General features: G+C 57.2%; 15 protein-coding genes and 3 pseudogenes. 6 read left to right on the forward strand and 12 right to left on the reverse strand.

The genetic code is table 11. The features are described from left to right. The first annotated feature begins 3 nt into the window (after nt 1-3). The 4 genes and pseudogenes from carB (at nt 4) to JNO11_RS02500 (ending at nt 7317) form a co-directional block, all read left to right on the forward strand. Nucleotides 4-3231: a carbamoyl-phosphate synthase large subunit gene (gene carB / locus JNO11_RS02485; protein WP_010253739.1), complete on the forward strand. Its 3228-nt coding sequence runs from the start codon at nt 4-6 to the stop codon at nt 3229-3231. Nucleotides 3232-3527: 296 nt separating this feature from the next. Continuing rightward, complete coding sequence (locus JNO11_RS02490; RefSeq protein ID WP_250489173.1) at nt 3528-4625, forward strand: autotransporter domain-containing protein; 1098 nt, start codon at nt 3528-3530, stop codon at nt 4623-4625. A gap of 234 nt (nt 4626-4859) precedes the next feature. Continuing rightward, nucleotides 4860-5342, forward strand: coding sequence for a type 3 dihydrofolate reductase (gene folA, locus JNO11_RS02495; protein WP_010253752.1), 483 nt, complete (start codon nt 4860-4862; stop codon nt 5340-5342). Nucleotides 5343-5432: 90 nt separating this feature from the next. Beyond that, nucleotides 5433-7317: pseudogene (locus JNO11_RS02500) on the forward strand (PhoX family phosphatase). Nucleotides 7318-7350: 33 nt separating this feature from the next. Here JNO11_RS02500 and apaH read toward each other — a convergent pair. From apaH to lptD, 6 genes are read right to left on the reverse strand one after another with little or no spacing between them, the layout of a single operon-like run. Then, entirely contained in the window at nt 7351-8208 is an 858-nt protein-coding gene (gene apaH, locus JNO11_RS02505; protein ID WP_010253765.1) for a bis(5'-nucleosyl)-tetraphosphatase (symmetrical) ApaH, read from the reverse strand. 53 nt (nt 8209-8261) lie between these two features. Next, nucleotides 8262-8639 carry a Co2+/Mg2+ efflux protein ApaG gene (gene apaG, locus JNO11_RS02510; RefSeq protein ID WP_003854807.1) on the reverse strand — a complete coding sequence of 126 codons (378 nt, stop codon included), beginning with the start codon at nt 8637-8639 and terminating at the stop codon, nt 8262-8264. 3 nt (nt 8640-8642) lie between these two features. Then, nucleotides 8643-9464 (reverse strand): 16S rRNA (adenine(1518)-N(6)/adenine(1519)-N(6))-dimethyltransferase RsmA, encoded by an 822-nt coding sequence (gene rsmA, locus JNO11_RS02515; protein ID WP_003854805.1) that lies wholly within the window; start codon nt 9462-9464, stop codon nt 8643-8645. Beyond that, nucleotides 9457-10449 (reverse strand): 4-hydroxythreonine-4-phosphate dehydrogenase PdxA, encoded by a 993-nt coding sequence (gene pdxA / locus JNO11_RS02520; protein WP_191918810.1) that lies wholly within the window; start codon nt 10447-10449, stop codon nt 9457-9459. The genes rsmA and pdxA overlap by 8 nt, the downstream gene beginning before the upstream one ends. Beyond that, nucleotides 10439-11734, reverse strand: coding sequence for a peptidylprolyl isomerase SurA (gene surA / locus JNO11_RS02525; RefSeq protein WP_010253800.1), 1296 nt, complete (start codon nt 11732-11734; stop codon nt 10439-10441). Before surA ends, pdxA begins: the two co-directional genes overlap by 11 nt. Before the next feature lie 54 nt (nt 11735-11788). Further along, a complete protein-coding gene (gene lptD / locus JNO11_RS02530; RefSeq protein ID WP_325176901.1) occupies nt 11789-14161 on the reverse strand; it encodes an LPS assembly protein LptD in 2373 nt (790 codons plus the stop codon). Between the two features lie 182 nt (nt 14162-14343). On the opposite strand from lptD, the pseudogene djlA reads away from it, so the two are divergent. Beyond that, nucleotides 14344-15154, forward strand: a pseudogene (gene djlA, locus JNO11_RS02535) (co-chaperone DjlA). Between the two features lie 63 nt (nt 15155-15217). On the opposite strand, the gene rluA reads toward djlA, so the two are convergent. The 3 genes and pseudogenes from rluA to polB form a co-directional block, all read right to left on the reverse strand. After that, nucleotides 15218-15871 (reverse strand): bifunctional tRNA pseudouridine(32) synthase/23S rRNA pseudouridine(746) synthase RluA, encoded by a 654-nt coding sequence (gene rluA / locus JNO11_RS02540; RefSeq protein WP_158132007.1) that lies wholly within the window; start codon nt 15869-15871, stop codon nt 15218-15220. Between the two features lie 39 nt (nt 15872-15910). Next, nucleotides 15911-18817: an RNA polymerase-associated protein RapA gene (rapA, locus tag JNO11_RS02545; protein ID WP_325176902.1), complete on the reverse strand. Its 2907-nt coding sequence runs from the start codon at nt 18815-18817 to the stop codon at nt 15911-15913. 156 nt (nt 18818-18973) lie between these two features. Then, nucleotides 18974-21333: pseudogene (polB, locus tag JNO11_RS02550) on the reverse strand (DNA polymerase II); the annotation flags it as partial. Between the two features lie 168 nt (nt 21334-21501). On the opposite strand from polB, the gene JNO11_RS02555 reads away from it, so the two are divergent. Continuing rightward, nucleotides 21502-22266, forward strand: coding sequence for a DedA family protein (locus JNO11_RS02555; RefSeq protein ID WP_010253821.1), 765 nt, complete (start codon nt 21502-21504; stop codon nt 22264-22266). A 5-nt stretch (nt 22267-22271) separates the two neighbouring features. Here the strand turns inward: JNO11_RS02555 and thiQ are convergent, their stop codons facing one another. Genes thiQ through thiB form a run of 3 tightly spaced genes read right to left on the reverse strand, consistent with a single transcriptional unit; the run spans nt 22272 to nt 25529 of the window. Then, nucleotides 22272-22973 carry a thiamine ABC transporter ATP-binding protein ThiQ gene (gene thiQ / locus JNO11_RS02560; protein ID WP_031594583.1) on the reverse strand — a complete coding sequence of 234 codons (702 nt, stop codon included), beginning with the start codon at nt 22971-22973 and terminating at the stop codon, nt 22272-22274. Next, complete coding sequence (gene thiP / locus JNO11_RS02565; protein WP_010253824.1) at nt 22957-24567, reverse strand: thiamine/thiamine pyrophosphate ABC transporter permease ThiP; 1611 nt, start codon at nt 24565-24567, stop codon at nt 22957-22959. Before thiP ends, thiQ begins: the two co-directional genes overlap by 17 nt. After that, nucleotides 24543-25529 (reverse strand): thiamine ABC transporter substrate binding subunit, encoded by a 987-nt coding sequence (gene thiB / locus JNO11_RS02570; protein WP_122889270.1) that lies wholly within the window; start codon nt 25527-25529, stop codon nt 24543-24545. Before thiB ends, thiP begins: the two co-directional genes overlap by 25 nt. Between the last annotated feature and the right edge of the window lie 2 nt (nt 25530-25531).

Consider the following 25531-nt stretch of genomic DNA (forward strand, 5'->3'; position numbering starts at 1 on the left):
TTCATGCCAAAACGTACAGACCTAAAATCCATCCTGATTCTTGGTGCCGGTCCGATTGTGATCGGCCAGGCCTGCGAATTTGACTATTCCGGTGCGCAGGCGTGTAAAGCGCTGCGTGAAGAGGGTTACCGCGTCATTCTGGTGAACTCCAACCCGGCGACGATCATGACCGACCCGGAAATGGCTGATGCTACTTACATTGAGCCGATTCACTGGGAAGTGGTGCGCAAAATCATCGAAAAAGAGCGCCCGGACGCGGTACTGCCGACCATGGGCGGTCAGACAGCGCTGAACTGTGCGCTGGAGCTGGAACGTCATGGCGTGCTGGAAGAGTTTGGCGTCACCATGATCGGCGCAACGGCTGATGCGATCGACAAAGCGGAAGATCGTCGTCGTTTCGACGTGGCGATGAAAAGCATCGGTCTGGATACCGCGCGCTCCGGCATTGCGCACACCATGGAAGAAGCGCTGGCCGTGGCTGAAGATGTCGGTTTCCCCTGCATTATCCGTCCCTCATTTACTATGGGCGGAACCGGTGGCGGCATCGCCTACAACCGCGAAGAGTTTGAAGAGATTTGCGAACGCGGTCTCGACCTCTCACCGACCAATGAGCTGCTGATTGATGAGTCGCTGATTGGCTGGAAAGAGTATGAGATGGAAGTGGTGCGCGATAAAAACGACAACTGCATCATCGTCTGCTCAATTGAAAACTTCGATGCGATGGGGATCCACACCGGTGACTCCATCACGGTGGCACCTGCCCAGACGCTGACCGACAAAGAGTATCAGATCATGCGTAACGCCTCGCTGGCGGTACTGCGTGAGATCGGTGTTGAAACCGGTGGCTCCAACGTGCAGTTCTCGGTTAACCCGAAAGATGGCCGCCTGATTGTCATTGAGATGAACCCGCGCGTGTCACGCTCCTCGGCGCTGGCCTCCAAAGCGACCGGTTTCCCGATTGCTAAAGTGGCGGCCAAACTGGCGGTCGGCTATACCCTCGACGAGCTGATGAATGATATCACCGGCGGTTTAACGCCAGCCTCGTTCGAGCCTTCCATCGACTACGTTGTCACCAAGATCCCGCGTTTCAACTTCGAAAAATTTGCCGGTGCCAACGATCGCCTGACCACGCAGATGAAGTCGGTCGGGGAAGTGATGGCAATTGGTCGTACTTTCCAGGAATCCATGCAGAAAGCGCTGCGCGGCCTGGAAGTAGGCGCTAACGGCTTCGACCCGAAAGTCCACCTCGACGACCCGGAAGCATTAACCCGCATCCGCCGTGAGCTGAAAGATGCCGGTTCAGACCGCATCTGGTACATCGCGGATGCTTTCCGTGCCGGCATGTCAGTGGATGGCGTGTTCAACCTGACCAATATTGACCGCTGGTTCCTGGTGCAGATCGAAGAGCTGGTGCGGCTGGAAGAGCAGGTTGCCCGTGAAGGGGTTAATAGCCTGGATGAGACGTTCCTGCGCGCCCTGAAGCGTAAAGGCTTTGCTGATGCACGGCTGGCGACACTGGCGGGCGTGGCAGAGAGCGAAATCCGCAAGCTGCGTCAGCAGTTTAACCTGCACCCGGTTTATAAGCGCGTGGATACCTGCGCCGCAGAGTTCGCGACAGACACCGCCTATATGTACTCCACCTATGAGGAGGAGTGCGAAGCCAATCCAAGTCCGGATCGCGAAAAAATCATGATTCTGGGCGGTGGGCCAAACCGTATCGGTCAGGGTATCGAATTCGACTATTGCTGCGTTCACGCCGCCCTGGCGCTGCGTGAAGATGGTTACCAGACCATTATGGTCAACTGTAACCCGGAAACAGTCTCGACCGATTACGACACTTCTGATCGCCTCTACTTCGAGCCGGTCACGCTGGAAGATGTGCTGGAGATTGTGCGCATTGAGCAGCCAAAAGGTGTGATTGTGCAGTATGGCGGTCAGACTCCGCTGAAACTGGCGCGTGCACTGGAAGCCGCAGGCGTACCGGTTATCGGCACCAGCCCGGATTCCATCGACCGTGCTGAAGACCGTGAACGTTTCCAGCAGGCGGTTGATCGCCTGAACCTGAAGCAACCCGCCAACGCCACGGTGGCCACACTGGAGCAGGCGGTTGAGAAAGCCGCGGGTCTGGGTTATCCGCTGGTGGTGCGTCCTTCTTATGTGCTGGGTGGCCGTGCCATGGAGATCGTCTACGACGAGATCGACCTCAAGCGCTACTTCCAGACGGCGGTCTCGGTTTCCAACGATGCACCGGTGCTGCTGGATCGCTTCCTGGATGATGCGGTCGAAGTGGATGTTGATGCGATTTGCGACGGCGAGCGGGTGCTGATTGGCGGCATCATGGAACACATCGAGCAGGCTGGCGTTCACTCCGGTGACTCCGCCTGTTCACTGCCGGCCTACACCCTGAGTCAGGAGATTCAGAATGTGATGCGCCAGCAGGTTGAGAAGCTGGCGTTTGAGCTGAACGTTCGTGGCCTGATGAACGTCCAGTTCGCGGTGAAAGACAACGAAGTCTACCTGATCGAAGTTAACCCTCGTGCGGCGCGTACCGTGCCGTTCGTCTCTAAAGCGACCGGTGTCCCGCTGGCGAAAGTTGCCGCGCGCGTGATGGCAGGCAAAACGCTGGCAGAGCAGGGCGTCACTGAAGAGGTGATTCCGCCTTACTACTCTGTCAAAGAAGTGGTGCTGCCGTTTAACAAGTTCCAGGGCGTTGACCCGATTCTGGGGCCAGAAATGCGCTCTACCGGTGAAGTCATGGGCGTGGGCCGCACCTTCGCTGAGGCGTTTTCCAAAGCGATGCTGGGCGCACAGAGCAACATGAAGAAGTCGGGCCGTGCGCTGCTGTCGGTGCGTGAAGGCGACAAGAAACGTATTGTCGACCTGGCCGCTAAGCTGCAGAAGTTTGGTTTCGAACTGGATGCGACTCACGGCACGGCGGTTGTGCTGGGCGAAGCGGGCATCAACCCGCGCCTGGTGAACAAGGTGCATGAAGGGCGTCCGCACATTCAGGACCGTCTGAAGAACGGCGAGTATAGCTACATCGTCAATACCACGGCGGGTCGTCAGGCGATTGAAGATTCGAAACTGATTCGCCGCAGTGCCCTGCAGTATAAAGTGCACTACGACACCACGCTGAACGGCGGCTTCGCCACCGCGATGGCACTGAATGCAGACCCGACGGAACAGGTTATCTCCGTTCAGGAGATGCATGCCCAGATCAAGGCGATGTAAGGCGATGTAATGTGAAAAACGGCTCCTGCGGGAGCCGTTTTTTTTGACCATCTTATTGGCGATAATCCGAAAACAGGGTTCAGGGAAAGCAAAGAGTTTGCGTTAAAGTCACTGATTTGGCTTATTTTTTTAGCTATAGGTGCGAATAAGGCCGGTTCGCACAAATTTATAATATAAACACTTCCTGTGCGGATTTTTCGTCAGTACTATGCCTGCCGCTCATCACTGGAGCGTATCAGGACATAAATAAAAAATGAAAATGCGTACTTTTTTCTCTGAGTGCAGTGGCTGCACTGATGGCAATTCTTCCTTTCGCCAGCCAGGCGGAAATTACCCTGTTAAAACAGGATCCGCAGGCAGGCGATCCGCTTAGCCGTCTTAACTTTACTTTTGGCGGCAGCATTCGTGCTCAGTTCAATCATCAGACCGGCGTGGATGACAAATCCTACAAGCGCGACGGTTTTGACGGCGGCACCCGTTTCCGTTTCGGCGCTGACTACTACCTGTTTGATGACGTCAGCTGGATCAGCTACTACGAGCTGGGCGTTAACGTCCCGGCGGTCTTCAGCTGGGATCGTCACTATGCGGACGGTGCCAATAACACCACGCGTCGTCAGCTCTACACCGGTCTGAAAAGCAAAACCTGGGGCCAGCTTACCTTCGGTCAGCAGAACAGCGTCTATTACGATACCGTGGGCGCCAAGACCGATATCTGGGATTACGACATGGTCGGCCAGGCTCCGGGTAACGGGATCAACGGCGACTACGACGGATCTTACCGCTCACGCAAACAGCTGAAGTATAAAAACAGCTTCGGCGATGCGGATCTTTACGCCTCTTATCTGTTCGAAGATAACGAGTATCTGCCAGGCAACGGCCTGCGCTATAAGCGCAAAGGCGGCGGCTCGCTGGGTGTGGACTACCACATCACGGACGATCTGAGCTGGGGCACGGCGTGGAACTACACCCGCGCGGCGATGCGTAACCCGAACAACGGCGACAGCCGCGATTACGATCAGAACATTTACGGCACCGCGCTGAGCTGGACTCCAGGTAACTGGACGTTGTCAGCCGGCGGTGGCTGGTATGAGAACTTCATGACCACCAAACGCAAAGATGTGCATGACTACTTTGCCGGCGACGCATGGGGCATTGAATATTTCGCCGGTTACAAGATTCCGGTGGGGCAGTATGGTCTGAAAGCGGTACAGCCATATGTCATGGGCGATCGCATTGAGTATGCGACAGGCCGTGATTATCAGCGCATCGACAACGGTCTGGGTGTGGTGCTGTTCCTCGACTACGGTTTCCGTGTCGATTACGAACATGTGTTTACCTCCAGCACCGATAACCTGGGTGATATGAATCTGGTGCGTCTGCGCTACGACTTCTGATAACCCTGACGGCTCCTCCGGGAGCCGTTTTCTTTTGCGCACGACTTTTGTGCCAGCCTGAGGCCGATCGCTGGCGAGCTGCGGCAAACTGACGCGATTAGGCGGTGAAAAACGCTGCACAGGCCGTGAAAAACGACGTCATGAAAAGCTTTACGCAATTAGACCTTTCCCCCTATCGACGAAAGTTTCACCTTTACGTATCATGGCGCCAATTTTTTTCAGTGAGTGGTTAACATGATTAGTCTTATCGCGGCATTAGCAGCAGATCGCATTATTGGAATGGAGAACGCCATGCCGTGGGACCTGCCTGCAGATCTGGCGTGGTTCAAGCGCCATACGCTGAAGAAACCGGTGATTATGGGCCGACTGACCTTTGAATCTATTGGCCGTCCGTTACCTGGCCGACTGAATATCGTGGTCAGCAGCCAGCCGGGCACCACCGAAGGCGTTACCTGGGTCACTTCGCTGGATGAGGCGTTACAGGCAGCCGGTGACGCTGAAGAGATCATGGTGATTGGCGGTGGCCGCGTCTATGAGCAGATGCTGAAGCGTGCCGATCGTCTCTATCTGACGCACATTGATGCGGAAGTCGAAGGTGATACGCAGTTCCCGGATTACGAGCCGGATGAGTGGCAGTCAACGTTCAGCGAATTCCACGACGCTGACGAGCAAAATTCCCACAGCTACTGCTTTGAGATCCTTGACCGTCGTCGCTAATCCCACCCCTGCCGGGCTGTAACCTGGCTGTCATCTTTATTCATTAGCATTGCTTCTTTTCTGGGATCGACACAAAGGAAGCAATCACTAATGAAAATCGAACTCTCCGCATTAAGCACTGACCGCCTGCCTGATCCACTGCGTCGTAAATTCCTTGCCGGTTCCGGTGCTATCGGCCTGACCGGCTTTCTCAGCGGCGGCCTGACGCTCTCGGGCAGTGCACTGGCGCAGGAGAAGCCTGCGGGCAGTCCACTGCTGGGCTTTCAGGCGATTGCCGCGTCCACGGCCGATGAGATTGTGGTGGCCCCCGGCTATCGCGCCGACGTGTTGATCTCCTGGGGTGATCCGCTGGTGAATGGCGCAGCCGCGTTTGATCCGCAGGGCAATAACAGCGCCGAAGATCAGGAAAAGCAGTTCGGTGACAACAACGACGGTATGAGCTTCTTCGCGATTAATGACCAACGCGGCGTGATGGCGATTAACAATGAATATGTGAATGAGCCGACGCTGTTCGCCCACGGCGGCAGTAAAGCGACCAGCCTGGAAGATGTCAAAAAGTCGCAGGCGGCGCACGGTATCTCCATCGTTGAAGTCAAACGAGGTGAGGACAATCGCTGGCAGGTGGTACGTCCTTCTGACTATAACCGCCGCATTACCGCCAATACCCCGATGCGCTTCTCCGGTCCGGCAGCGGGGGGATAAAGCGCTGCAGACTGCCGCCGATCCGCAGGGAATGCATGTCCTGGGCACCTTTGGTAACTGCGCCAACGGCAAAACGCCGTGGGGCACCTATCTAACCTGTGAAGAGAACTACGACACCTACTTTGGCACCCATCAGGCGGACTTTACGCCGACCCCACAGCAGAAGCGCTATACCCTGAATGCCGCTGAGCCGGAGCGCAACTGGGCCGACTTTGATCCCCGCTTCGATATCGCTAAGAATCCCAACGAATTCAACCGTCACGGCTGGATTGTCGAAATCGATCCTTTCGATCCTCACTCCGTGCCGGTAAAGCGGACCGCGCTGGGCCGCTTCAAGCACGAGAATGCCGCCGTGACGGTCGCGAAAACCGGCCAGCTGGTGGTTTATATGGGCGACGACGAGCGCGGCGAGTATATCTATAAATTTGTCTCAGATGACAAGGTCACTCCGGATGATGCTAAAGCCAATCACGGACTGCTTGATAAGGGCACGCTCTATGTGGCGCAGTTCAACGGCGATGCTCAGGGCACGCCGCTTAAAGGCACCGGGCGCTGGCTGGCGCTGAAGTGGGGCGAAAATGGACTCACCGCTGAAAAGGGATTCAATAGCCAGGCAGATGTTTTGATCAATGCGCGTGCCGCGGCAGATGTGGTCAACGCAACGCGAATGGACCGGCCGGAGTGGATTGCGGTTAACCCGCATGACGGCCGTGCCTACTGCACCCTGACCAACAACAACAAGCGCGGAAATGAAGGCATGCCGGTCAATGCAGCGAATCCGCGGCCAAAAAATATCTACGGTCAGATTATTCGCTGGGATGAGAAAGGCGATGCTACCGCGCAGACGTTTGAGTGGGATATCTATGCGCTGTGTGGCAACCCGATAGCGCATCCTGAGGGGATCTATCGTGGCACACCGAACATCACCGCTGAGAATACCTTTAACAGTCCGGATGGGCTGGGGTTTGATGCGCAGGGGCGGTTATGGATCCTGACCGATGGCAAATACAGCAACAAAGAGGATTATCAGGGGCAGGGGAATAATCAGATGCTGGTGGGTGATCCTGATAGTGGCGAGATCCGCCGGTTTATGGTCGGTCCAAAATCGTGCGAGCTGACCGGTATTACCTTCACGCCCGATTACAAAACGCTGTTCGTGAATGTGCAGCATCCCGGCGAAGAGGGTGACTCGCACTTCCCAGACAACAGTCCGCGTCCGCGGTCGTCGGTGATTATGATCACCCGCGAAGATGGCGGCATTATCGGCGCATAAAACAGGATGCTGGCCTGATGGCCAGCATCGCCGTTATAGCGTGGGCGGTGCCAGACTGTCGCTGGAGGCCAGTGCTTTTTCGCGATTAGAGGGCTGCACCACATAGCGTTGTGTCTCCCAGTGCAACAGGGTCAGCGTTCCGCCCCAGCAGCAGCCGGTATCCAGCCCGATAATGCCCTCTGGCGTGCCTTTGCCTTCCAGCGAGGCCCAGTGACCAAAGACGATGGTGTAGTCACGTGCGACCGGCCCTTCAATATTAAACCAGGGTTTCAGCGGCGGAAGCGCCGATTCCGGGGCATCTTTGCAGATCATGTCCAGCTGGCCGTTGGGGAAACAGTAGCGCATGCGGGTGAGGGCGTTGGTGCTGAAGCGCAGACGCGCCAGGCCGGTCAGATCCTCACTCCAGTTGTTCGGCATGTCGCCATACATGGCATCCAGGAACAGCGGATAACTGTCGCTGGCGAGAACCGCTTCGACTTCACGCGCGCACTTTTTCGCGGTCTCAATATCCCATTGCGGCGTGATACCGGCGTGTCCCATCACCAGCTTTTTCTCTTCATCAACCTGTAACAGCGGCTGACGACGCAGCCAGTTGATCAGCTCATCCGCATCATCCGCTTCCAGCAACGGGGTCAGGCGATCTTTAGGCTTGTTACGGCTGATGCCGGCGTAGACCGCCAGCAGATGCAAGTCGTGATTGCCCAGCACCAGACGCACCGCATCGCCCAGCGATTTTACGTAGCGTAAGACTTCCAGTGAGCCAGGACCGCGCGCCACTAAGTCGCCGGTCAGCCACAGGGTATCCTGTTCAGGATTGAAGTCGACCTGTTGCAGCAATGCACGTAATTCATCGTAGCAACCGTGAACGTCGCCAATCAGGTATGTGCTCATAACGTTTTATCCATCAGGAAGGTGCCCGACTTAACGGGCAAAAAGCGTGTGAATCAATGAATGTGGGTCTGAATGGCGAGGCGGAACACCGGGATCTCTACGTGAAAAGTGTCGCCCTGTTCGTCGACCATCACATAGTGCCCCTGCATGGTGCCCATCGGTGTTTCGATCACGGCACCGCTGGTGTACTGAAATTCATTGCCTGGCGCGATAAGCGGCTGTTCACCGACCACGCCTTCACCCTGAACTTCCGTTTCGCGGCCGTTACCGTTGGTAATCAACCAGTAGCGTCCCAGCAGTTGCACTGAGGAACGGCCCAGATTGCGTATCGTAATGGTATAGGCGAAGACGTAGCGATCATCATCCGGTGAGGATTGTGAGGCGACGTACTGGCTTTGCACATGGACGGAGACGCGGGCCGTTTCACTCATGACTTACTCCTGCGATTTTCCCTGATGATTCGCCAGCCAGTTCGCCAGCTGACAATATTGCGCCACCGAGACGTTCTCGGCACGCAGGGTTGGATCTATAGACAACTCTTCCAGCGCACCGGCGGCCACCATGTGGCTCAGGCTGTTGCGCAGCGTTTTACGACGCTGGCCGAACGCTTCAGTGGTAATACGGCTCAGGATACGCACATCGCTGACCGGATACGGCGGCTCGGCATACGGCACCAGACGCACCACGGCAGAGTCCACTTTCGGTGGTGGCGTGAAAGAGTGCGGAGGCACTTCCAGCACCGGAATGATCTGGCAGTAGTACTGCGCCATCACCGTCAGACGACCGTAGGTTTTGTTACCCGGACCGGCAACCAGACGATTAACCACCTCTTTCTGCAGCATGAAGTGCATATCTTTGATCGAACCAGTATAGCTGAAAAGGTGGAACATCAGCGGGGTCGAAATATTGTACGGCAGGTTACCAAATACCCGCAGCGGCTGGCCTCTCTCCTGCGCCAGCGCGGCGAAGTCGAAGGTCATGGCATCCTGCTGGAAGATAGTCAGTTTCGGGCCAAGGAACGGATGCGTTTCCAGACGCGCAGCGAGATCGCGGTCCAGCTCTATCACCGTTAATTTATCGAGGCGTTCGCCTACCGGCTCGGTTAAGGCACCCAGGCCTGGGCCGATCTCCACCAGCGCTTCGTCGCGCTGAGGATGGATGGCGGAGACAATGCTGTCGATAATGTACTGATCGTTCAGGAAGTTCTGCCCGAAACGTTTACGGGCGTAGTGCCCCTGATGGACGCGATTATTCATTACTGCTCTTGATCATAGTGATGGCGAGGTTAAGCGCCGTGATGAAGCTGCCCGGTTCAGCCTGACCCAGGCCAGCGAGTTCAAGCGCGGTGCCGTGGTCAACTGAAGTCCGGATAAAGGGCAGGCCCAGGGTGATATTTACCGCCCGGCCAAACCCCTGAAATTTGAGTACCGGCAGGCCCTGGTCGTGATACATCGCCAGCACCGCATCGGCGTATTGCAGATATTTGGGCTGGAAAAGGGTATCCGCAGGCAGCGGGCCGGTCAGATTAATGCCCTGCTTACGCAGTTCATTGAGTGCCGGCGTGATGGTCTCGATCTCTTCCCGACCCATGTGACCGCTTTCGCCGGCATGAGGGTTAAGACCACAGACATAAATATGCGGTTCGGCAATCGCAAACTTCTGCTGCAGATCACGATGCAGAATCGTAATCACTTCATGCAGACATTCACGGGTTACCGCAGCGGGCACATCTTTCAAAGGCAGATGGGTGGTGGCTAGTGCGACTCGTAGCTCTTCTGTCGCCAGCATCATGACCACCCGATGGCCGCCTGCACGATCGGCGAAGAATTCGGTATGGCCGGTAAAGGCGATGCCGGCATCGTTAATCACGCCTTTATGCACCGGGCCGGTAATCAGGGCAGCGAATTCACCGTCGAGACAACCGTCGCAGGCGCGCGTCAGCGTGGCCAGCACATAGTCGCTGTTGGCGACGCAAAGCTCGCCGGGTGTGACCGGCGCTGCCGTTTCAATTGGCAGGATAGTCAGTGTACCCGCCTGCTGTGGCTCGGCTGCCACATCAGGCTGGTAGGGCCGCAGGGTCAGCGGCAGACCGAGTTGCGCCGCACGCTGCTGCAACAGGGCAGGCGAGGCGCAGACCACCAGTTCAACCGGCCACGACTGCTGGGCCAGCTGAACGGTAAGATCGGGACCAATCCCGGCAGGTTCGCCGGGCGTGATCACCACACGGGCATTACTGCGCATTGCCATCCAGAATCTTCACGTAGGCACTGGCACGTTGTTCCTGCATCCAGGTCTGCGCTTCTTCCGCGAACTTACGGTTAAACAGCATACGGTAAGCACGCTCTTTCTGGGCCGCATCGGTTTTATCCACCTGACGGGTATCCAGCAACTGAATCAGATGCCAGCCGAAAGAGGAGTGAACCGGCTGGCTGGTCTGGCCTTTCTGCAGGCGCAGCAGCGCGTCACGGAACGCCGGATCAAAGACTTCCGGAGAGGTCCAGCCGAGGTCGCCGCCCTGGTTCGCCGAACCCGGATCGTCAGAGTACTGTTTAGCCGCCGCCGCAAAGGTGGTTTTGCCACTGCGGATATCGTTAGCAATCTGCTCCAGCTGCGCGCGTGCCTGATCGTCTGTCAGGATCGGCGATGGCTTCAGCAGAATGTGACGCGAATGGACTTCGGTGACCGAGACATTTTTGCTCTCGCCACGCAGGTCGTTCACTTTCAGGATGTGGAAGCCCACACCAGAGCGCACCGGCCCGACGATATCGCCTTTTTTGGCGCTTGAGAGTGCCTGAGCAAACAGGGTCGGTAACTCTTCGATTTTACCCCAGCCCATGTTGCCGCCTTTCAGCGCCTGGGAGTCGGCAGAGTAGGTCACGGCCATCTTGCCGAAGTCAGCGCCATTTTTCAGTTCGCCAACCAGCTGTTTCGCCAGCGTTTCCTGCTCATCAACCTGCTGTTGCGTCGGGTTTTCCGGCAGCGGCAGCAGAATATGACTGACGTTCAGTTCAGTACCCTGGCTGTTCTGAGAGCCGATCTGGGTAGCAAGCGTATCCACTTCCTGCGGCAGAATCGTGACACGACGACGCACTTCGTTGTTGCGCACTTCGGCGATAGTCATCTCTTTGCGGATCTGAGAACGATACACGCTGTAGTTCATGCCGTCATAAGCCAGACGGCTACGCAGCTGATCAAGGCTCATCTTGTTCTGCGCAGCGATGTTCTGAATAGCCTGGTCCAGCTGCTCGTCGCTGATCTGAATTCCCGCTTTATCACCCATCTGCAGAATGATGTTGTCCATGATCTGACGTTCCAGAATCTGATGGCGCAACGTTTTATCATCCGGCAACTGCTGACCAGCCTGCTGGGCCTGAGATTTAACGGTGCTCATCATGCCATCCACGTCACTCTCAAGAACCACGCCGTTATTGACCACGGCTGCAACTTTATCAACGACTTGTGGTGCTGCGAACGCGGTGTTGGCACTGATTGCCACACCAAGAATCAGCATTCTCCAGTTCTTCATACTTTATCCATTGTTGGTTCCGCACTGCGGGATTGCCTGTCAAACATCACAACATCAGAAAGCAGGCTGGTAAGGGATAATGCCCTGACGCAGCATATCGTTGGTGCCTAAGCCATAGTTCGGACTCAGACCACGCAGCTCAATGTTGAATGAGATTTGGTTGTCATACTTACTGTCGTTGTTTTCCCAACCGTTAATTTTGCGTTCATAACCGACCCGGATAGCGTAACAGCATGAGCTGTATTGCAGGCCAACCAGTTGTGAAGCCGGACGCGTGTTGCGGGTATCGTAGTAGTAAGCGCCTACCACAGACCATGCGTCGGCAATCGGCCAGCTGGCCGTAGTACCTACCTGTGAAATCCCATTTTTGTAGATAGGATTTGTGACCAGGCTGCTATCGTTCAGTGCGGTCGCAACATACTCCGGGCTGCTGTAACGGTAGCTCAGCTGCACCATGCGGTCGGCATCACGACGGTATTCCAGTACGGTATTGCCCTGGGAGACGTTGTCGAGTTTGGTGTCATATTGCAGCCCACCACGGACGCCCCAGCGATCGCTGATTTTCCAGTATGTATCGCCAGCCCAGATCAGGCTGCCGGTATCATCTTCTTTACTGGTTTGATTCACACCAGTACGAGAAGGGGTAAACGAGTAGATTTGACCTACAGAAACGTTAAAACGTTCAACCAGATCGTTATCATAAATACGCGAGGTGACGCCGGTAGCCACTTCATTGGCGGAAGCGATGCGATCCAGGCCGCTATAAGTACGATCGCGGAACAGACCGGTGTAGTCGGTTTGCAGCAACGTTGAGTCGTACGGATAGATATTGCTCTGATTACGATACGGGATATAAAGGTACTGCACGCGCGGTTCCAGCGTCTGGGTGTAACCCACCGCCGAGTTCATATCGCGGTCAAACACCAGACGACCATCAACTTTAAATTGCGGCAGGGTGCGGTTGACAGACTCATCCAGATCGCCACTTTTGCCGTTATTGTTCGCAAAGTTATTGTTGTAATAATCAACGTTAGTTTGCTGGTAATGGGTCGCCAGGAACTTCGCTTCGGTATCCAAGCTGGCCCAGCCGTTTGACAGCGGCAGGTTCAGCGTTGGCTCAACATGTAAACGGGTCGCTTCGGGATAGCGGCTGCTGACATTGGTGAACTTCACCGCCTGGGCATAAACCCGGCCATCAAACGGGCCGATATCGTTCTGATAGAGATTGACGTCCAGCTGCGGCATGGCGCGGTAGACGTTATTGCTGGTGGTATCGCCGAACACCTGGAAATCTTTGGTGGAGAGCGTGGCGTCCCAGTTGGTGTCCGCATAGCCGATGCTGAATTTCTGCGTGGCGTAGTTGTCGGTCGAGCTGTAGTACTTCGAGTCGAGATCGTTGAAGTAGTACTTATCACTGACCTTGGTGTAGTCCGCGCTGAAACGCCAGTTCTGGTCATAGACACCGGCATGACGCCAGTAGAACAGCCAGCGATCGGAGCTGTCATTTTCGGCAATGCCGCGCACCGCTTTGTCGTTATCGTACTGTTTGTCCGAGCCGACGTAGTCGAATTCAACCAGACCTGCACCCAGCGTGGTCAGATAACGGAATTCGTTCTGGAACTGCATGCCGCGCTTACTCATGTAGTGCGGCGTGATGGTCGCATCGGCCTGCGGCGCGATGTTCCAGTAATAGGGCAGCATGAACTCAAAGCCGTTGTTGCTGCCATATTTTGCATTCGGGATCAGGAAACCGGAGCGGCGACGATCGCCAATCGGTAATTGCAGATAGGGGCTGTAGAACACCGGAACGGAACCGATTTTAAAGCGGGCATTCCAGATCTCCGCCACTTCCTCTTCGCGATCCTGGATCACCTCTGAACCCACCACGCTCCAGCTGTTGGAGCCGGGCAGACAGGAGGTAAAGGTACCGTTTTCCAGAATGGTGTAGCGGTTATCGCCGCGCAGCTTCATCTGATCTGCGACGCCGCGTCCCTGACGATCTACCATCTGGTACTGACCATTCCAGACGTTGGTATCTTTGCTGTTGAGGTTTGACCAGGCTTTCGGACCTTTCAGGATGACCTGATTGTCATCGTAGTGCACATTACCCAGCGCATCGACGGTACGTACGGGCGCGGTCTGGCCTTCCTGCTGACGCTGATGAAGCTGGACTTCATCCGCCTGCATACGGCTGTTGCCCTGCTCAATATTCACATTACCGGTGAATACCGCATCATTGGGATAGTTCCCTTTGGCGGCGTCGGAGTGAATGGTGACGGGCATCTGATTCGTATCGCCATTCACCAGCGGGCGGTTATAACTCGGCACGCCTAACATACACTGCGACATCAAATCGTCGGCAAAGGCTTGCTGGCTAATGGCTGCGCCGATCAGTGTGGCCAGCAGGGTAGGTATATGTTTTTTCATACGCGGTATCGAGAATTCCATGAAAACTGGCATCATGCCGACAATCGGGTCAGAGACTAACTTACTGCCCGGCGTTGCGCCAGTGTTAATCCTGGTCAGTCAGCGTTGCCGTTAGGCGCTGAGATAAATGACAGGTATGATAATGCAATTTTCAGCCGCAAGCATGGCGAATTGAGGAGTTTATGCGCTACTGGGGAAAAGTTGTGGGTCTGGCGGTGGGATTACTTTCCGGCGCAGGCTTTTGGGGGATTGTGATCGGTTTGATCATTGGCCATATGATTGACAAAGTACGCGGCGCGCAAGGCAAGGCTTACTTCTCAAATAATCAGACCCGACAGACGCTGTTTTTCAGCACCACCTTTCAGGTGATGGGCCATCTGACCAAGTCAAAAAGGGCGCGTCACGGAAGCGGATATTCAGATTGCTTCGCTGTTAATGGAGCGGATGCAGCTGCACGGTGACTCTCGCACGGCTGCCCAGCGCGCGTTCCGCGAAGGCAAGCAGGCGGATTATCCGTTACGCAGCAAACTGCGTGAACTGCGCAGCGCCTGTTTTGGCCGGTTTGATCTGATTCGGATGTTCCTGGAGATCCAGATTCAGGCCGCCTTTGCCGACGGTTCACTGCATCCTAATGAGCGACAGGTGCTCTATGTGATTGCCGAAGAGCTGGGCATTTCACGCGGTCAGTTCGATCAGTTCCTGCGCATGATGGAAGGTGGCCAGCAGTTTGGCGGTGGTCAGCGCAGTTCAGGCGGTTTTCAGCAGGCGCAACGCGGGCCAACGCTGGAAGATGCCTGTAGCGTGCTGGGTGTGAAGAGTAGCGATGACGCCACCACCATCAAACGCGCCTACCGCAAACTCATGAGCGAACATCATCCTGACAAGCTGGTAGCGAAAGGGTTACCACCAGAGATGATGGAGATGGCGAAGCAGAAAGCGCAGGAAATTCAGGCGGCGTACGATCTGATTCGCAAAGAGAAAGGCTTTAAGTAAACACCATGTTCCGTGGCCTCTTCTGCAACAGAGGAGGCCACGGTGACAGGCGAGCAGTAAACCTTAAAAATCGGCGGGCTGACGAAACGTCATGGCATTACCAAATGCCGGATGGGTAATGGTCAGTGACTCCGCATGCAGCAGTAAACGGGGCGCCATCGCTTTGGCCTCCGGATGCGCATAGAAGTTATCCCCCAGAATCGGATGGCCCAGCGCCAGCATATGCACCCGCAGCTGGTGTGAGCGGCCGGTAATCGGTTTCAGCGAAACACGCGCACTGTTATCCGCACGATATTCCAGCACCTGATATTCCGTCTGCGCGGCTTTGCCGGTTTCGAAGCAGACCATCTGCTTCGGACGATTTGGCCAGTCGCAAATCAGCGGCAGGTCAACCAATCCCTCTTCCTTCGCCGGATGACCCCAGATGCAGGCCACGTAAGTCTTGGAAGGCTCCCGCTCACGGAATTGTCGTTTCAGCTCGCGCTCAGCAGCCTTAGTCAGCGCCACGACCATTACGCCGCTGGTCGCCATATCCAGTCGGTGGACAGATTCAGCCTGCGGGAAATCACGCTGAACCCGCGTCATCACGCTATCTTTATGTTCGTCCAGCCGACCGGGTACCGAGAGCAGACCGCTGGGTTTGTTCACCACCATGATGTGCGCATCCTGATAAAGGATGTGCAGCCAGGGGTCACGCGGTGGATTGTAAGGTTCCATGGGGCTTTCCAAAAATAAGGGGCCATGCGGCCCCTGAGCTTACTGGTGTGTCACCACAATCAGGCGCAACGCGTCGAGACGCCAGTTGGCCTGATCGAGACTTTCCAGCACCTGTTCACGGTTGCTTTCCAGCGCCTCGACTTCATCGTCACGGATGTTCGGGTTCACCGCTTTCAGCGCGTTGAGACGGGAGAGCTCTGCGCCCAGCTTCTCGTTCGCTTCGGCACGTGCTGCATCAATCACCGCACGCGCTTCGCTGACTACGCTCTCTTCGCCCTGGATCAGAATCGCATGCACATCCTGCTGCACCGCATTCACCAGTTTACTGGCGGTATGACGGTTAACCGCATTCAGCTGACGGTTAAAGCTTTCGAACTCCACTTTGTCCGCCAGGTTAGTGCCTTTAGTATCCATCAGCAGACGGATTGGCGTTGGCGGCAGGAACCGGGTCAGTTGCAGATGCTTCGGTGCCTGTGCTTCAACCACATAGATCAGCTCGACCAGCAGCGTCCCCACCGGCAGCGCCTTGTTCTTCAGCAGTGACAGTGCGCTGCTGCCGGTATCGCCCGACAGAATCAGATCCAGACCGTTGCGGATCAGCGGATGTTCCCAGGTAATGAACTGGGTATCTTCGCGCGACAGCGCCTGATCGCGGTTGAAGGTGATGGTGCAGCCATCTTCCGGCAGGCCAGGGAAATCGGGCACCAGCATGTGGTCGGAAGGGGTCAGCACAATCAGGTTATCGCTGCGATCTTCCTGATTGATACCAACGATATCAAACAGGTTGAGCGCGAAGTTCACCAGGCCGGTGTCGTTATCCTGCTCGCTGATGGCATTGGCCAGTAGCTGAGCCGATTCGCCGCCGTTGGAGTTCAGCTCCAGCAGGCGATCGCGACCCTGTTCCAGCTGCAGTTTCAGCGCGTCATGCTGTTTACGGCAGTCGGTGATAAACGCATCAAAACCTTCGCTGTTTTCCGGCGCGGCCAGATAGCCGATCAGTTGCGAATGGACGCTGTCATAGATTGTCCGGCCGGTCGGGCAGGTGTGTTCAAACGCGTCCAGCCCTTCGTGATACCAGCGCAGCAGCACCGCCTGTGCGGTCTGCTCCAGCCACGGTACCAGAATCTGAATGTCGTGCGCCTGACCGATACGATCCAGACGACCGATACGCTGCTCCAGCAGGTCCGGGTTAAACGGCAGGTCGAACATCACCAGACGGCTGGCAAACTGGAAGTTACGGCCTTCAGAACCGATCTCGGAGCACAACAGCACCTGCGCGCCATTCTCTTCTGAGGCGAACCAGGCGGCAGCACGGTCACGTTCAATGATCGACAGACCTTCGTGGAACACCGCTGCGCGGATACCTTCGCGCTCGCGCAGTACCTGCTCCAGCTGCAGCGCGGTGGCCGCTTTGGCGCAGATCACCAGCACTTTCTCTTTGCGGTTGGTGGTGAGATAGCCCATCAGCCATTCCACGCGCGGATCGAAGTTCCACCAGGTGCCGCTGTCGCCTTCAAATTCCTGATAAATCTGTTCCGGATAGAGCAGGTCACGCGCCCGCTCTTCTGCACTTTTGCGCGCGCCCATAATGCCGGAGACTTTAATCGCCGTCTGATACTGCGCAGGCAGCGGCAGGCGGATCTGGTGCAGTTCGCGTTTCGGGAAGCCTTTAACCCCGTTACGGGTGTTACGGAACAGCACGCGGCTGGTGCCGTGGCGGTCCATCAGCATGGAGATCAGCTCCTGACGCGCCTCCAGCTTGCCGTCACGGTCGCTGTTGGCGACCTGCAGCAGTGGCTCAATATCCTGCTCGCCGACCAGATCGTTGATCCGGTTCATCTCCTCCTGGGAGATCGCTTTATCGGCCAGCAGCGCCGTGACGGCATCGGCAATCGGACGGAAATGCTGCTGCTCTTCAACAAAGGCGGCAAAGTCATGGAAACGATTAGGGTCGAGCAGGCGCAGACGGGCGAAGTGACTCTCCATGCCCAGCTGCTCCGGCGTTGCGGTCAGCAGCAGAACCCCGGCGGTTTTCTCAGCCAGCTGTTCGATAACCTGATATTCACGGCTGGGCTCGCCTTCTGACCAGGCCAGATGGTGCGCTTCATCGACCACCAGCAGATCCCATTCGGCATCGGCCAGCATCTCAAGACGCTGCTTGTTACGGCGCACGAAGTCCAGTGAGCAGATAATCAGCTGCTCCGTCTCAAATGGATTATCGCTGTCGTGCTGCGCTTCGGTATAGCGATCGTCATCAAACAGCGCAAAGCGCAGGTTGAAGCGGCGCAGCATTTCGACCAGCCACTGATGCTGTAAAGTTTCAGGTACCACGATCAGGACGCGATCGGCGCGGCCAGCCAGCAGCTGCTGCTGGATGATCATCCCGGCTTCAATGGTTTTACCCAGGCCAACTTCATCGGCCAGCAGGACGCGCGGCGCATGGCGACGGCCGACATCGTGGGCGATATGCAGCTGGTGAGGGATCAGGTTGGTGCGCATGCCGCGTAAGCCGCTGATTGGCAGACGATATTGCTCACTCTGGTATTTACGGGCGCGGAAGCGCAGGGCAAAACGATCCATCCGGTCGAGCTGGCCGGCAAACAGGCGATCCTGCGGCTTACTGAACACCAGCTTGCTGTCGAGCATGACTTCGCGCAGCATCACTTCGCTCTCTTCGGTATCCAGACGGGTACCGATATAGGTCATCAGGTCATTTTCGTTGCGTACTTCATCGACGCGCATCTGCCAGCCTTCGTGGCTGGTGATGGTATCACCCGGATTAAAGATGACGCGGGTAACCGGCGAATCGTTGCGGGCGTAGAGGCGGTTTTCCCCCGTGGCCGGAAACAGCAGGGTGATCATGCGGGTATCGATCGCCACCACGGTGCCCAGTCCCAGTTCACTTTCCGTATCACTAATCCAGCGCTGACCTAATGTAAAAACCATATATTTTTTGCTCGAATTTTAACGTTTTTAGAGGTGTTCCCAAAGCTCAGGCAATAGCGTTACCGCCAGACAACAAGGCCTGGAGCGTACTTAAGAGCGGTGAGTTTCAGGAAGGGCGCTATGGTACTGGATGGCAGGACGTTCGTCACCTGTCAAAAAAAGCCCCAGCTGTCCGGTAATAAGTGTAGCAAAGTCCCCCCTCGACAAAAGGCAGAATCCCCTCTGCAACCGGCTGAAGTTGCTTCGTCACGTAGTGGTCATAGTCCAGCGGCGTGCTGCGCGCCTCCAGTGGCTCGGGGCCTGCGGTGGCGATGACATAACGGATCCGGCCACCATTCTGGTACTGCAAGGGCCGGTTTAATTTACGATTGTGCTCATCGGCCAGCCTGGCGGCGCGCACGTGCGGGGGGCACGTTTCGTTCATATTCTTTCAGCGGACGCCGCAGCCGCTTTTTGTAGATCAGCTGATCGTCGAGTTCACCCGCCAGCAACTGCGCCACGGTTGTACGGATATAATCCTGCCACGGCTGACGGTGGAAGATACGGTGGTAGAGCTGCTGCTGGAATGCTTTTGCCAGCGGCGTCCAGTCTGTTCGCACTGACTCCAGCCCCTTAAAGACCATGCGCTCACCGGCGGCGTCACGAATCAGTCCGGCGTAGCGTTTCTTGCTGCCCTGTTCCGCGCCGCGAATGGTGGGCATCAGAAAACGGCAGAAGTGGTTTTCATACTCCAGTTCCAGTGTGCTGGTCAGCCCCTGCGTCTGCTGCAGATGGTCGCGCCACCAGTCGTTCACTTTCTGCACCAGCTGCTGACCAATCGCGGCGGCATCTTCTTCACTGTGCGCCGACTTCAGCCAGACAAAGGTGGAGTCGGTGTCGCCATAGATGACGTCGTAGCCTTCCGCCTCAATCAGCGTTCGGGTCTGCTGCATGATGGCGTGACCGCGCAGCGTAATAGAGGAGGCGAGCCGCGGATCAAAGAAGCGGCAGGCGCTGGTGCCCAGCACGCCATAAAAGGCGTTCATGATGATTTTCAGCGCCTGAGACAGCGGCTGATTATTCTGCTTTTTCGCCGCTTCGCGACCCAGCCAGATCTGTTCAACTATCGCAGGCAGGCAGTGGGTATGCCGCGAAAAACGCGCTTCACGGAAACCTTCAATCGAATCGGCATCATCAGGATGGGCCAGCCCTTCCACCAGACCCACCGGGTCAATCAGGAAGGTGCGGATAATCGACGGGTAGAGGCTTTTGTAATCCAGCACCAGCACTGAGTCATACAGGCCGGGGCGCGAATCCATCACATAACCGCCAGGACTGGCTTCCGGGGCCACATCACCCATGTTCGGGGCGACAAACCCGGCGCGATGCATCCGCGGAATATAGAGATGACCAAAGGCCGCTACCGAACCGCCGTGGCGATCCACCGCCAGTCCATTGACCGCCGCGCGTTCCAGCAGAAACGGCATAATCGCCGTTTTGTGAAAAATGCGCGTCACCAGCTCGCAGTCTTTCAGGTTGTAGCGCGCCAGCGCCGGTTTATCGTTGGCAAAGCGCCAGTTGATCTCCTCCATACGCTGCCAGGGATTATCAATCGCTTTTCCTTCTCCCAGCAGTTGCTGCGACACGGACTCGAGGCTGAATGAGGGAAAATCCCAGAACGCTGATTTCAGCGCGTCAATGCCATCGATAATCAACCGGCCACTGGCCTGAGCGAAAAATACGCCGGGTTTGAAGCCATGTTCACGCCACTCCAGCGCGGCCTGCTGGCGTCCCAGGCGCAGCGGAATGCCGTAACGATCGGCATGCTTTTGCAATACCCGCAGGTCAAACTGCACGACGTTCCAGCCAATTAAGACATCCGGATCATGCTCTGCAAACCACTGGTTCAGGGCTTCAAGTAACTGCGGCCGGCTGTCGAGATAGATCAGCTCGAAATCCAGCGTGCTGGCATCACCGTTGGCCGGGCCGAGCATAAAGACCTGGCGCTGACCGCATCCCTCCAGCCCGATGCAGTAAAGCTCGCCATGCTGTGTGGTTTCAATGTCCAGCGAGACCCATTTCAGCGGCGGGCGATAGTCGGGATGGGGTTTGAGCCGCGCATTGACCACGCTGTCACCGCGCTGCTCGCCGTCAAACCAAACCGGCGCGGTAATGAAACGCTCCATCAGGTAGCGCTCCGGCGGACGGATATCGGCTTCATAGACCGGAATACCCTCTTCGCGCAGCCGTTTTTCAATGCGCTGTAGCTGGCGGTTCTGCTGGCAGTAGAGGCCGAAAACCGGGCGACGCCGAAAATCTTTCAGCGCCAGCGACTGAATCCGAAACTGACGTTCATCTTTCAGTAATTCGCTGACCTGCGCCTGAAATTCCTCAGGAATAAACGCGACGGACTCCTGCACCGGCAGCACCACGCGCTGCGCGCCCGCATCGGTCGCGAGCCAGAGGATAATTTCGGTGCCATGCGGGCTGTCGCGCCAGTGGCGGGTGAGCAGAAAACCTGCACGGGGCATATTCAGATGTTCTCCGGACTCAGCATTTCAGGATGAGAAAACCGCTTCAGTATAACATGGATATTTATACAGTTCCCGCCACCCGCTTTTGTCAACATTGTCCTACAATTCTTGCCTTGACGCTGTGTGGCTGGCTCAGGACAATCCAGCCTTCTGCTTTTACTTAGGATGATTATGGAAGCCTGGATTCAACAACTGATTACGCAGTCCCTGGAGTGGGCGCTGTTTGCCGTTGCGCTGGTGACGTTTCTGGAGTCGCTGGCGCTGGTCGGGCTGTTGCTGCCAGGTACGGTGATGATGGCCAGTCTGGGCGCGCTGGTCGGCAGTGGCGAACTTGGCCTTTACCCGGCCTGGGCGGCGGGCTTTGCGGGCTGCCTGATTGGTGACTGGGTTTCCTACGGCATCGGCTGGAAATTTCAGGGGCCGCTGCATCGCTGGAAGTATCTGCAAAAGTATAAAGGCCTGCTGGATAAAACCGAGCACGCCCTGCATCAGCACAGCATGTTTACGATTCTGGTCGGACGCTTTGTTGGCCCCACGCGTCCGCTGATCCCGCTGGCGGCCGGTATGCTGGAGCTGCCGGTGCGTAAATTCCTGCCGCCAAACATTATCGGCTGCATTCTCTGGCCGCCGCTCTATCTGCTGCCCGGTATTCTGGCGGGTGTGGCGATCGATGTGCCCAAAGCCGCGCAGGGCGGCAGCTTTAAATGGCTGTTACTCGGCGCAGCACTGCTGATCTGGCTGGGTGTCTGGTTATGCTGGCGCTGGTGGCGCAGCGGCAAGAGTCGCGACTGGGCATCGGCCTGGCTGCCGCCTGAGCGCCTGCGCTGGGCAGGACCGCTGGGGCTGGTGATTGCCGTCGCGGCTTTCGTCGGCATTCAGTTCCATCCGATGATGCCCATTTTTCGTCATCTGCTGTGGCAGGTTTTCTTCGCCTGAATCGCTTAACGACGCGGGATGCCGAGCACGTCGGCCTCCCGCGTGTCGCCCGACAGTAACTGTCGGGTCTCGCCATCCCAGTAAACCCGGCCATCCACAATCACCACGCTGCGCGGCGCAATCTGCTGGGCATCTTCCAGACTGTGCGACACCATCAGCAGCGTGATGCTGCGCGCTTCACACACCGAACGCACCAGTTGCAGCATCTCTCCGCGCAGCGCGGGATCCAGCGCAGAAAAAGGCTCATCCAGCAGCAGCACCGGACGGTCACGCAGCAGACAGCGTGCCAGCGCCACGCGCTGTCGCTGTCCGCCTGACAGCTCGCCCGGCAGGCGCGTCAGCAGATCGCCTAATCCCACCTGATCGGCCAGCGCAGCAAGCTGCTGGCGCTGCCCGGCGCTCAGCTTCAGTCCGGGGTGCAATCCCAGCGCCATGTTCTGCTGCACGCTGAGGTGCGGAAACAGGTTGTTCTCCTGAAACAGCATCGAAACCGGCCGTCTGGCCGGCACGCTGTGGGTGTGCTCCTGGCCGTCAATCATCAGGGTGCCCTGTTTCACCGGCAGGAAACCGGCAATCAGGCTCAGCAGGGTGCTTTTACCGGCCCCGCTGGGGCCGAGGATCGCGATGCGCTCGCCGCGGGTGGCGTTGAGACTAAAGCGCATCGGCAGATGCTGATAAAGGTACGTGAGGTTATTCAGTGTCAGCATGGCGGCCTGGTAATTTTTCCATCAGGGTGAACAGCAGCAAACAGAGCAGCAGCAGCAGCAGCGCGGTCACTGCACCGTCAGCACCGCGATAGGCACCGATCTGTTGATAAAGGTAGAACGGCAGGGTGCGGAAATCGGCAGTACCAAACAGCGCCACCACGCCAAAATCACCGATCGACAGCACGCAGGCAAAGGCCAGCGCCTGGGCCAGCGGACGTTTCAGCGCCCGCAGTTCAATCAGCCGCAGCCGGTTCCAGCCATGAATATCCAGCGAATCACAGAGTCTGCCGTAACGCTCCGCGACGTCACGCATCGGGTTCTCCAGCACTTTCAGCGCATAGGGAATGGCGATCAGCGCATTGGTGAAGATCACCAGCCCGTCCGCCGACGCCGGCAGGCCAATGGTGGCGTTAAACAACAGGAAAAAGCCGGTGGCGAGCACGATGCCTGGCATCGCCAGAATCAGCATGCCGCTGGTGTCAATAAGGGTTGCCGCCGCCGGGCGCTGACGCAGGCGCAGCTCGCGACTGCTCCACAGCAGCATCATGGTCAGCACCACACAGAGCAGACCGGCGCCGGTGGCGATGCGCAGTGAGGTAAACGTCGCCTGCCAGAGTGCAGGCTGCGCCAGCGCGCCGCGCAGTCCGCCGTGCAGACCATCGATGATGACCGCCGCCAGCGGGGGCAGTAGCAGGATCAGCGCCAGCAGGATCAGCAGCGCATCAACCAGCTGCGCCGCGCGCGAATCCTGCGGATCGCGCCAGCCGTTCAGCTGGCTGGTTCCGGCGGGAATCGCTTTGCTGAAGCGCTGGCTGAGCAGCACCAGCGTCACGCAGCAGCCAAGCTGGATCAGCGCCAGCAGTGCAGCGCGCCCCGGATCGTAGTCATAACTCAGCGCCTGGAAAATCGCCAGCTCGATGGTCGTCGCCTGCGGGCCGCCGCCCAGCGAGAGCACGGTGGCAAAGCTGGCGAAACAGAGCATGAAGATCAGCGCGCCGGTCGGCAGCAGCTGACGCCGCAGCCATGGCCACTCCAGCAGACGAAAATGGTGCCAGCCGCGCAGGTCGAGCTGTGCCGCCAGCTGACGCTGTTCCGCCGGAATGCTCTCCAGCGCCTGCAGCATCAGGCGGGTCGCCAGCGGCAGGTTAAAGAAGACGTGCGCCAGCAAAATGCCCGACAGACCGTAGGGAGAGAAGTGGTAATCAATCCCTGCCAGCTGGCACAGCTGCGCCAGCCAGCCGACACGACCATAGACGGTGAGCAGACCAAATACCGCCACCAGCACCGGCAGCACCAGGGTCATGGCGCACAGACGCAGCAGCAGCTGACGGCCAGGGAAACGGCGTCGATAGAGCGCGCGCGCCAGCGGCACCGCCGGCAGCAGCGACAACAGTGCGGAGAGCAGCGCCTGACCAAAAGAGAAGGCGATAACGTGATGCAGGTAATCATCCTGCAGCACGCTGCGCCAGTCATTCTCTGGCGCGGCGCTCCAGAGTGCACCGAAGGCCAGCAGCGCCACGCTGATTAACAGCAGCGTGGCGAGCGAACCGGGGATAAGCCAGCGCGGCATCAGCGGCTGACGGCGCGTTGCCACTGGCTGATCCAGCCTGAACGCTGGCTGGCAACCTCTTCCGGCGAGAACTGCAGGGCGGTGGCGGGCACAGTGAGCGCGCTAAAACCGGCAGGCAGCGGCGTGTCGATTACCGGGTACATCCAGTTACCGGTCGGGATAGTGCGCTGGAAGTCGGGTGACACCATAAACTTCATGAATTGCTGTGCCAGCGCCGGCTGTTTGCTGCTGGCTAACTGCGCGGCAACTTCAACCTGCAGATAGTGGCCCTCTGCAAACGGCGCGGCGGCATAGTTCTCTTTTTTCTCTTCGATGATGTGGTAAGCCGGTGAGGTGGTGTAGCTCAGCACCAGATCGCCTTCGCCCTTGAGGAACAGGCCATAGGCTTCACTCCAGCCTTTGGTCACCGTCACGGTTTTCTGCGCCAGCTTTTGCCACGCCTGCGGTGCCTGATCGCCATAGACTTTCTGCATCCACAACAGCAGACCTAAGCCGGGGGTGCTGGTTCGGGGATCTTCGTAGATCACCCGCCACTTCTCCGGGCTGTCGACCAGCTCTTTCAGGCTTTTTGGCGGATTCTTCAGCCGGGTTTTGTCATAGACAAACGCGAAGTAGCCATAATCAAACGGCACGAAGGTGGTGTTGTGCCAGCCGCCGGGCAGTTTTAATGTCGAGGTATCGACCTGACTTTCGGCAAACAGACCGGTTTTCTGCGCCGCCTGTACCAGATTGTTATCCAGCCCCAGAACCAGATCGGCTTTGCTGTTTTTTCCTTCCATGCGCACGCGGTTCAGCAGCGACACGCCATCTTCCAGCGTGACGAATTTCAGCTCGCAGTTGCACTGCGCCTCGAAAGCTTTTTTAACCGCCGGGCCAGGGCCCCAGTCAGCGGAGAAGGAGTCGTAGGTGTAGACCGTGAGAACCGGCTTAGCCGCCAGAACGGGGGCGGAGAGTAACAGCAGCACCGGCAGAACTTTGTTTAACACTT

This window comes from Pantoea sp. 1B4, from assembly GCF_016925765.1.
Taxonomy (GTDB): Bacteria; Pseudomonadota; Gammaproteobacteria; order Enterobacterales; family Enterobacteriaceae; genus Pantoea; species Pantoea agglomerans.

Excerpts from the sequence above, each read along its gene's own strand:
- JNO11_RS02490 (WP_250489173.1), top strand. The coding sequence starts at position 3,528 with ATGGCAATTCTTCCTTTCGCCAGCCAGGCGGAAATTACCCTGTTAAAA.
- rluA (WP_158132007.1), bottom strand. The coding sequence starts at position 15,871 with ATGGAACCTTACAATCCACCGCGTGACCCCTGGCTGCACATCCTTTAT.
- pdxA (WP_191918810.1), bottom strand. The coding sequence starts at position 10,449 with ATGCGCAGTAATGCCCGTGTGGTGATCACGCCCGGCGAACCTGCCGGG.
- lptD (WP_325176901.1), bottom strand. The coding sequence starts at position 14,161 with ATGAAAAAACATATACCTACCCTGCTGGCCACACTGATCGGCGCAGCC.
- apaG (WP_003854807.1), bottom strand. The coding sequence starts at position 8,639 with ATGAGTGAAACGGCCCGCGTCTCCGTCCATGTGCAAAGCCAGTACGTC.
- rapA (WP_325176902.1), bottom strand. The coding sequence starts at position 18,817 with ATGGTTTTTACATTAGGTCAGCGCTGGATTAGTGATACGGAAAGTGAA.
- carB (WP_010253739.1), top strand. The coding sequence starts at position 4 with ATGCCAAAACGTACAGACCTAAAATCCATCCTGATTCTTGGTGCCGGT.
- rsmA (WP_003854805.1), bottom strand. The coding sequence starts at position 9,464 with ATGAATAATCGCGTCCATCAGGGGCACTACGCCCGTAAACGTTTCGGG.
- JNO11_RS02555 (WP_010253821.1), top strand. The coding sequence starts at position 21,502 with ATGGAAGCCTGGATTCAACAACTGATTACGCAGTCCCTGGAGTGGGCG.
- thiQ (WP_031594583.1), bottom strand. The coding sequence starts at position 22,973 with ATGCTGACACTGAATAACCTCACGTACCTTTATCAGCATCTGCCGATG.
- surA (WP_010253800.1), bottom strand. The coding sequence starts at position 11,734 with ATGAAGAACTGGAGAATGCTGATTCTTGGTGTGGCAATCAGTGCCAAC.
- apaH (WP_010253765.1), bottom strand. The coding sequence starts at position 8,208 with ATGAGCACATACCTGATTGGCGACGTTCACGGTTGCTACGATGAATTA.
- folA (WP_010253752.1), top strand. The coding sequence starts at position 4,860 with ATGATTAGTCTTATCGCGGCATTAGCAGCAGATCGCATTATTGGAATG.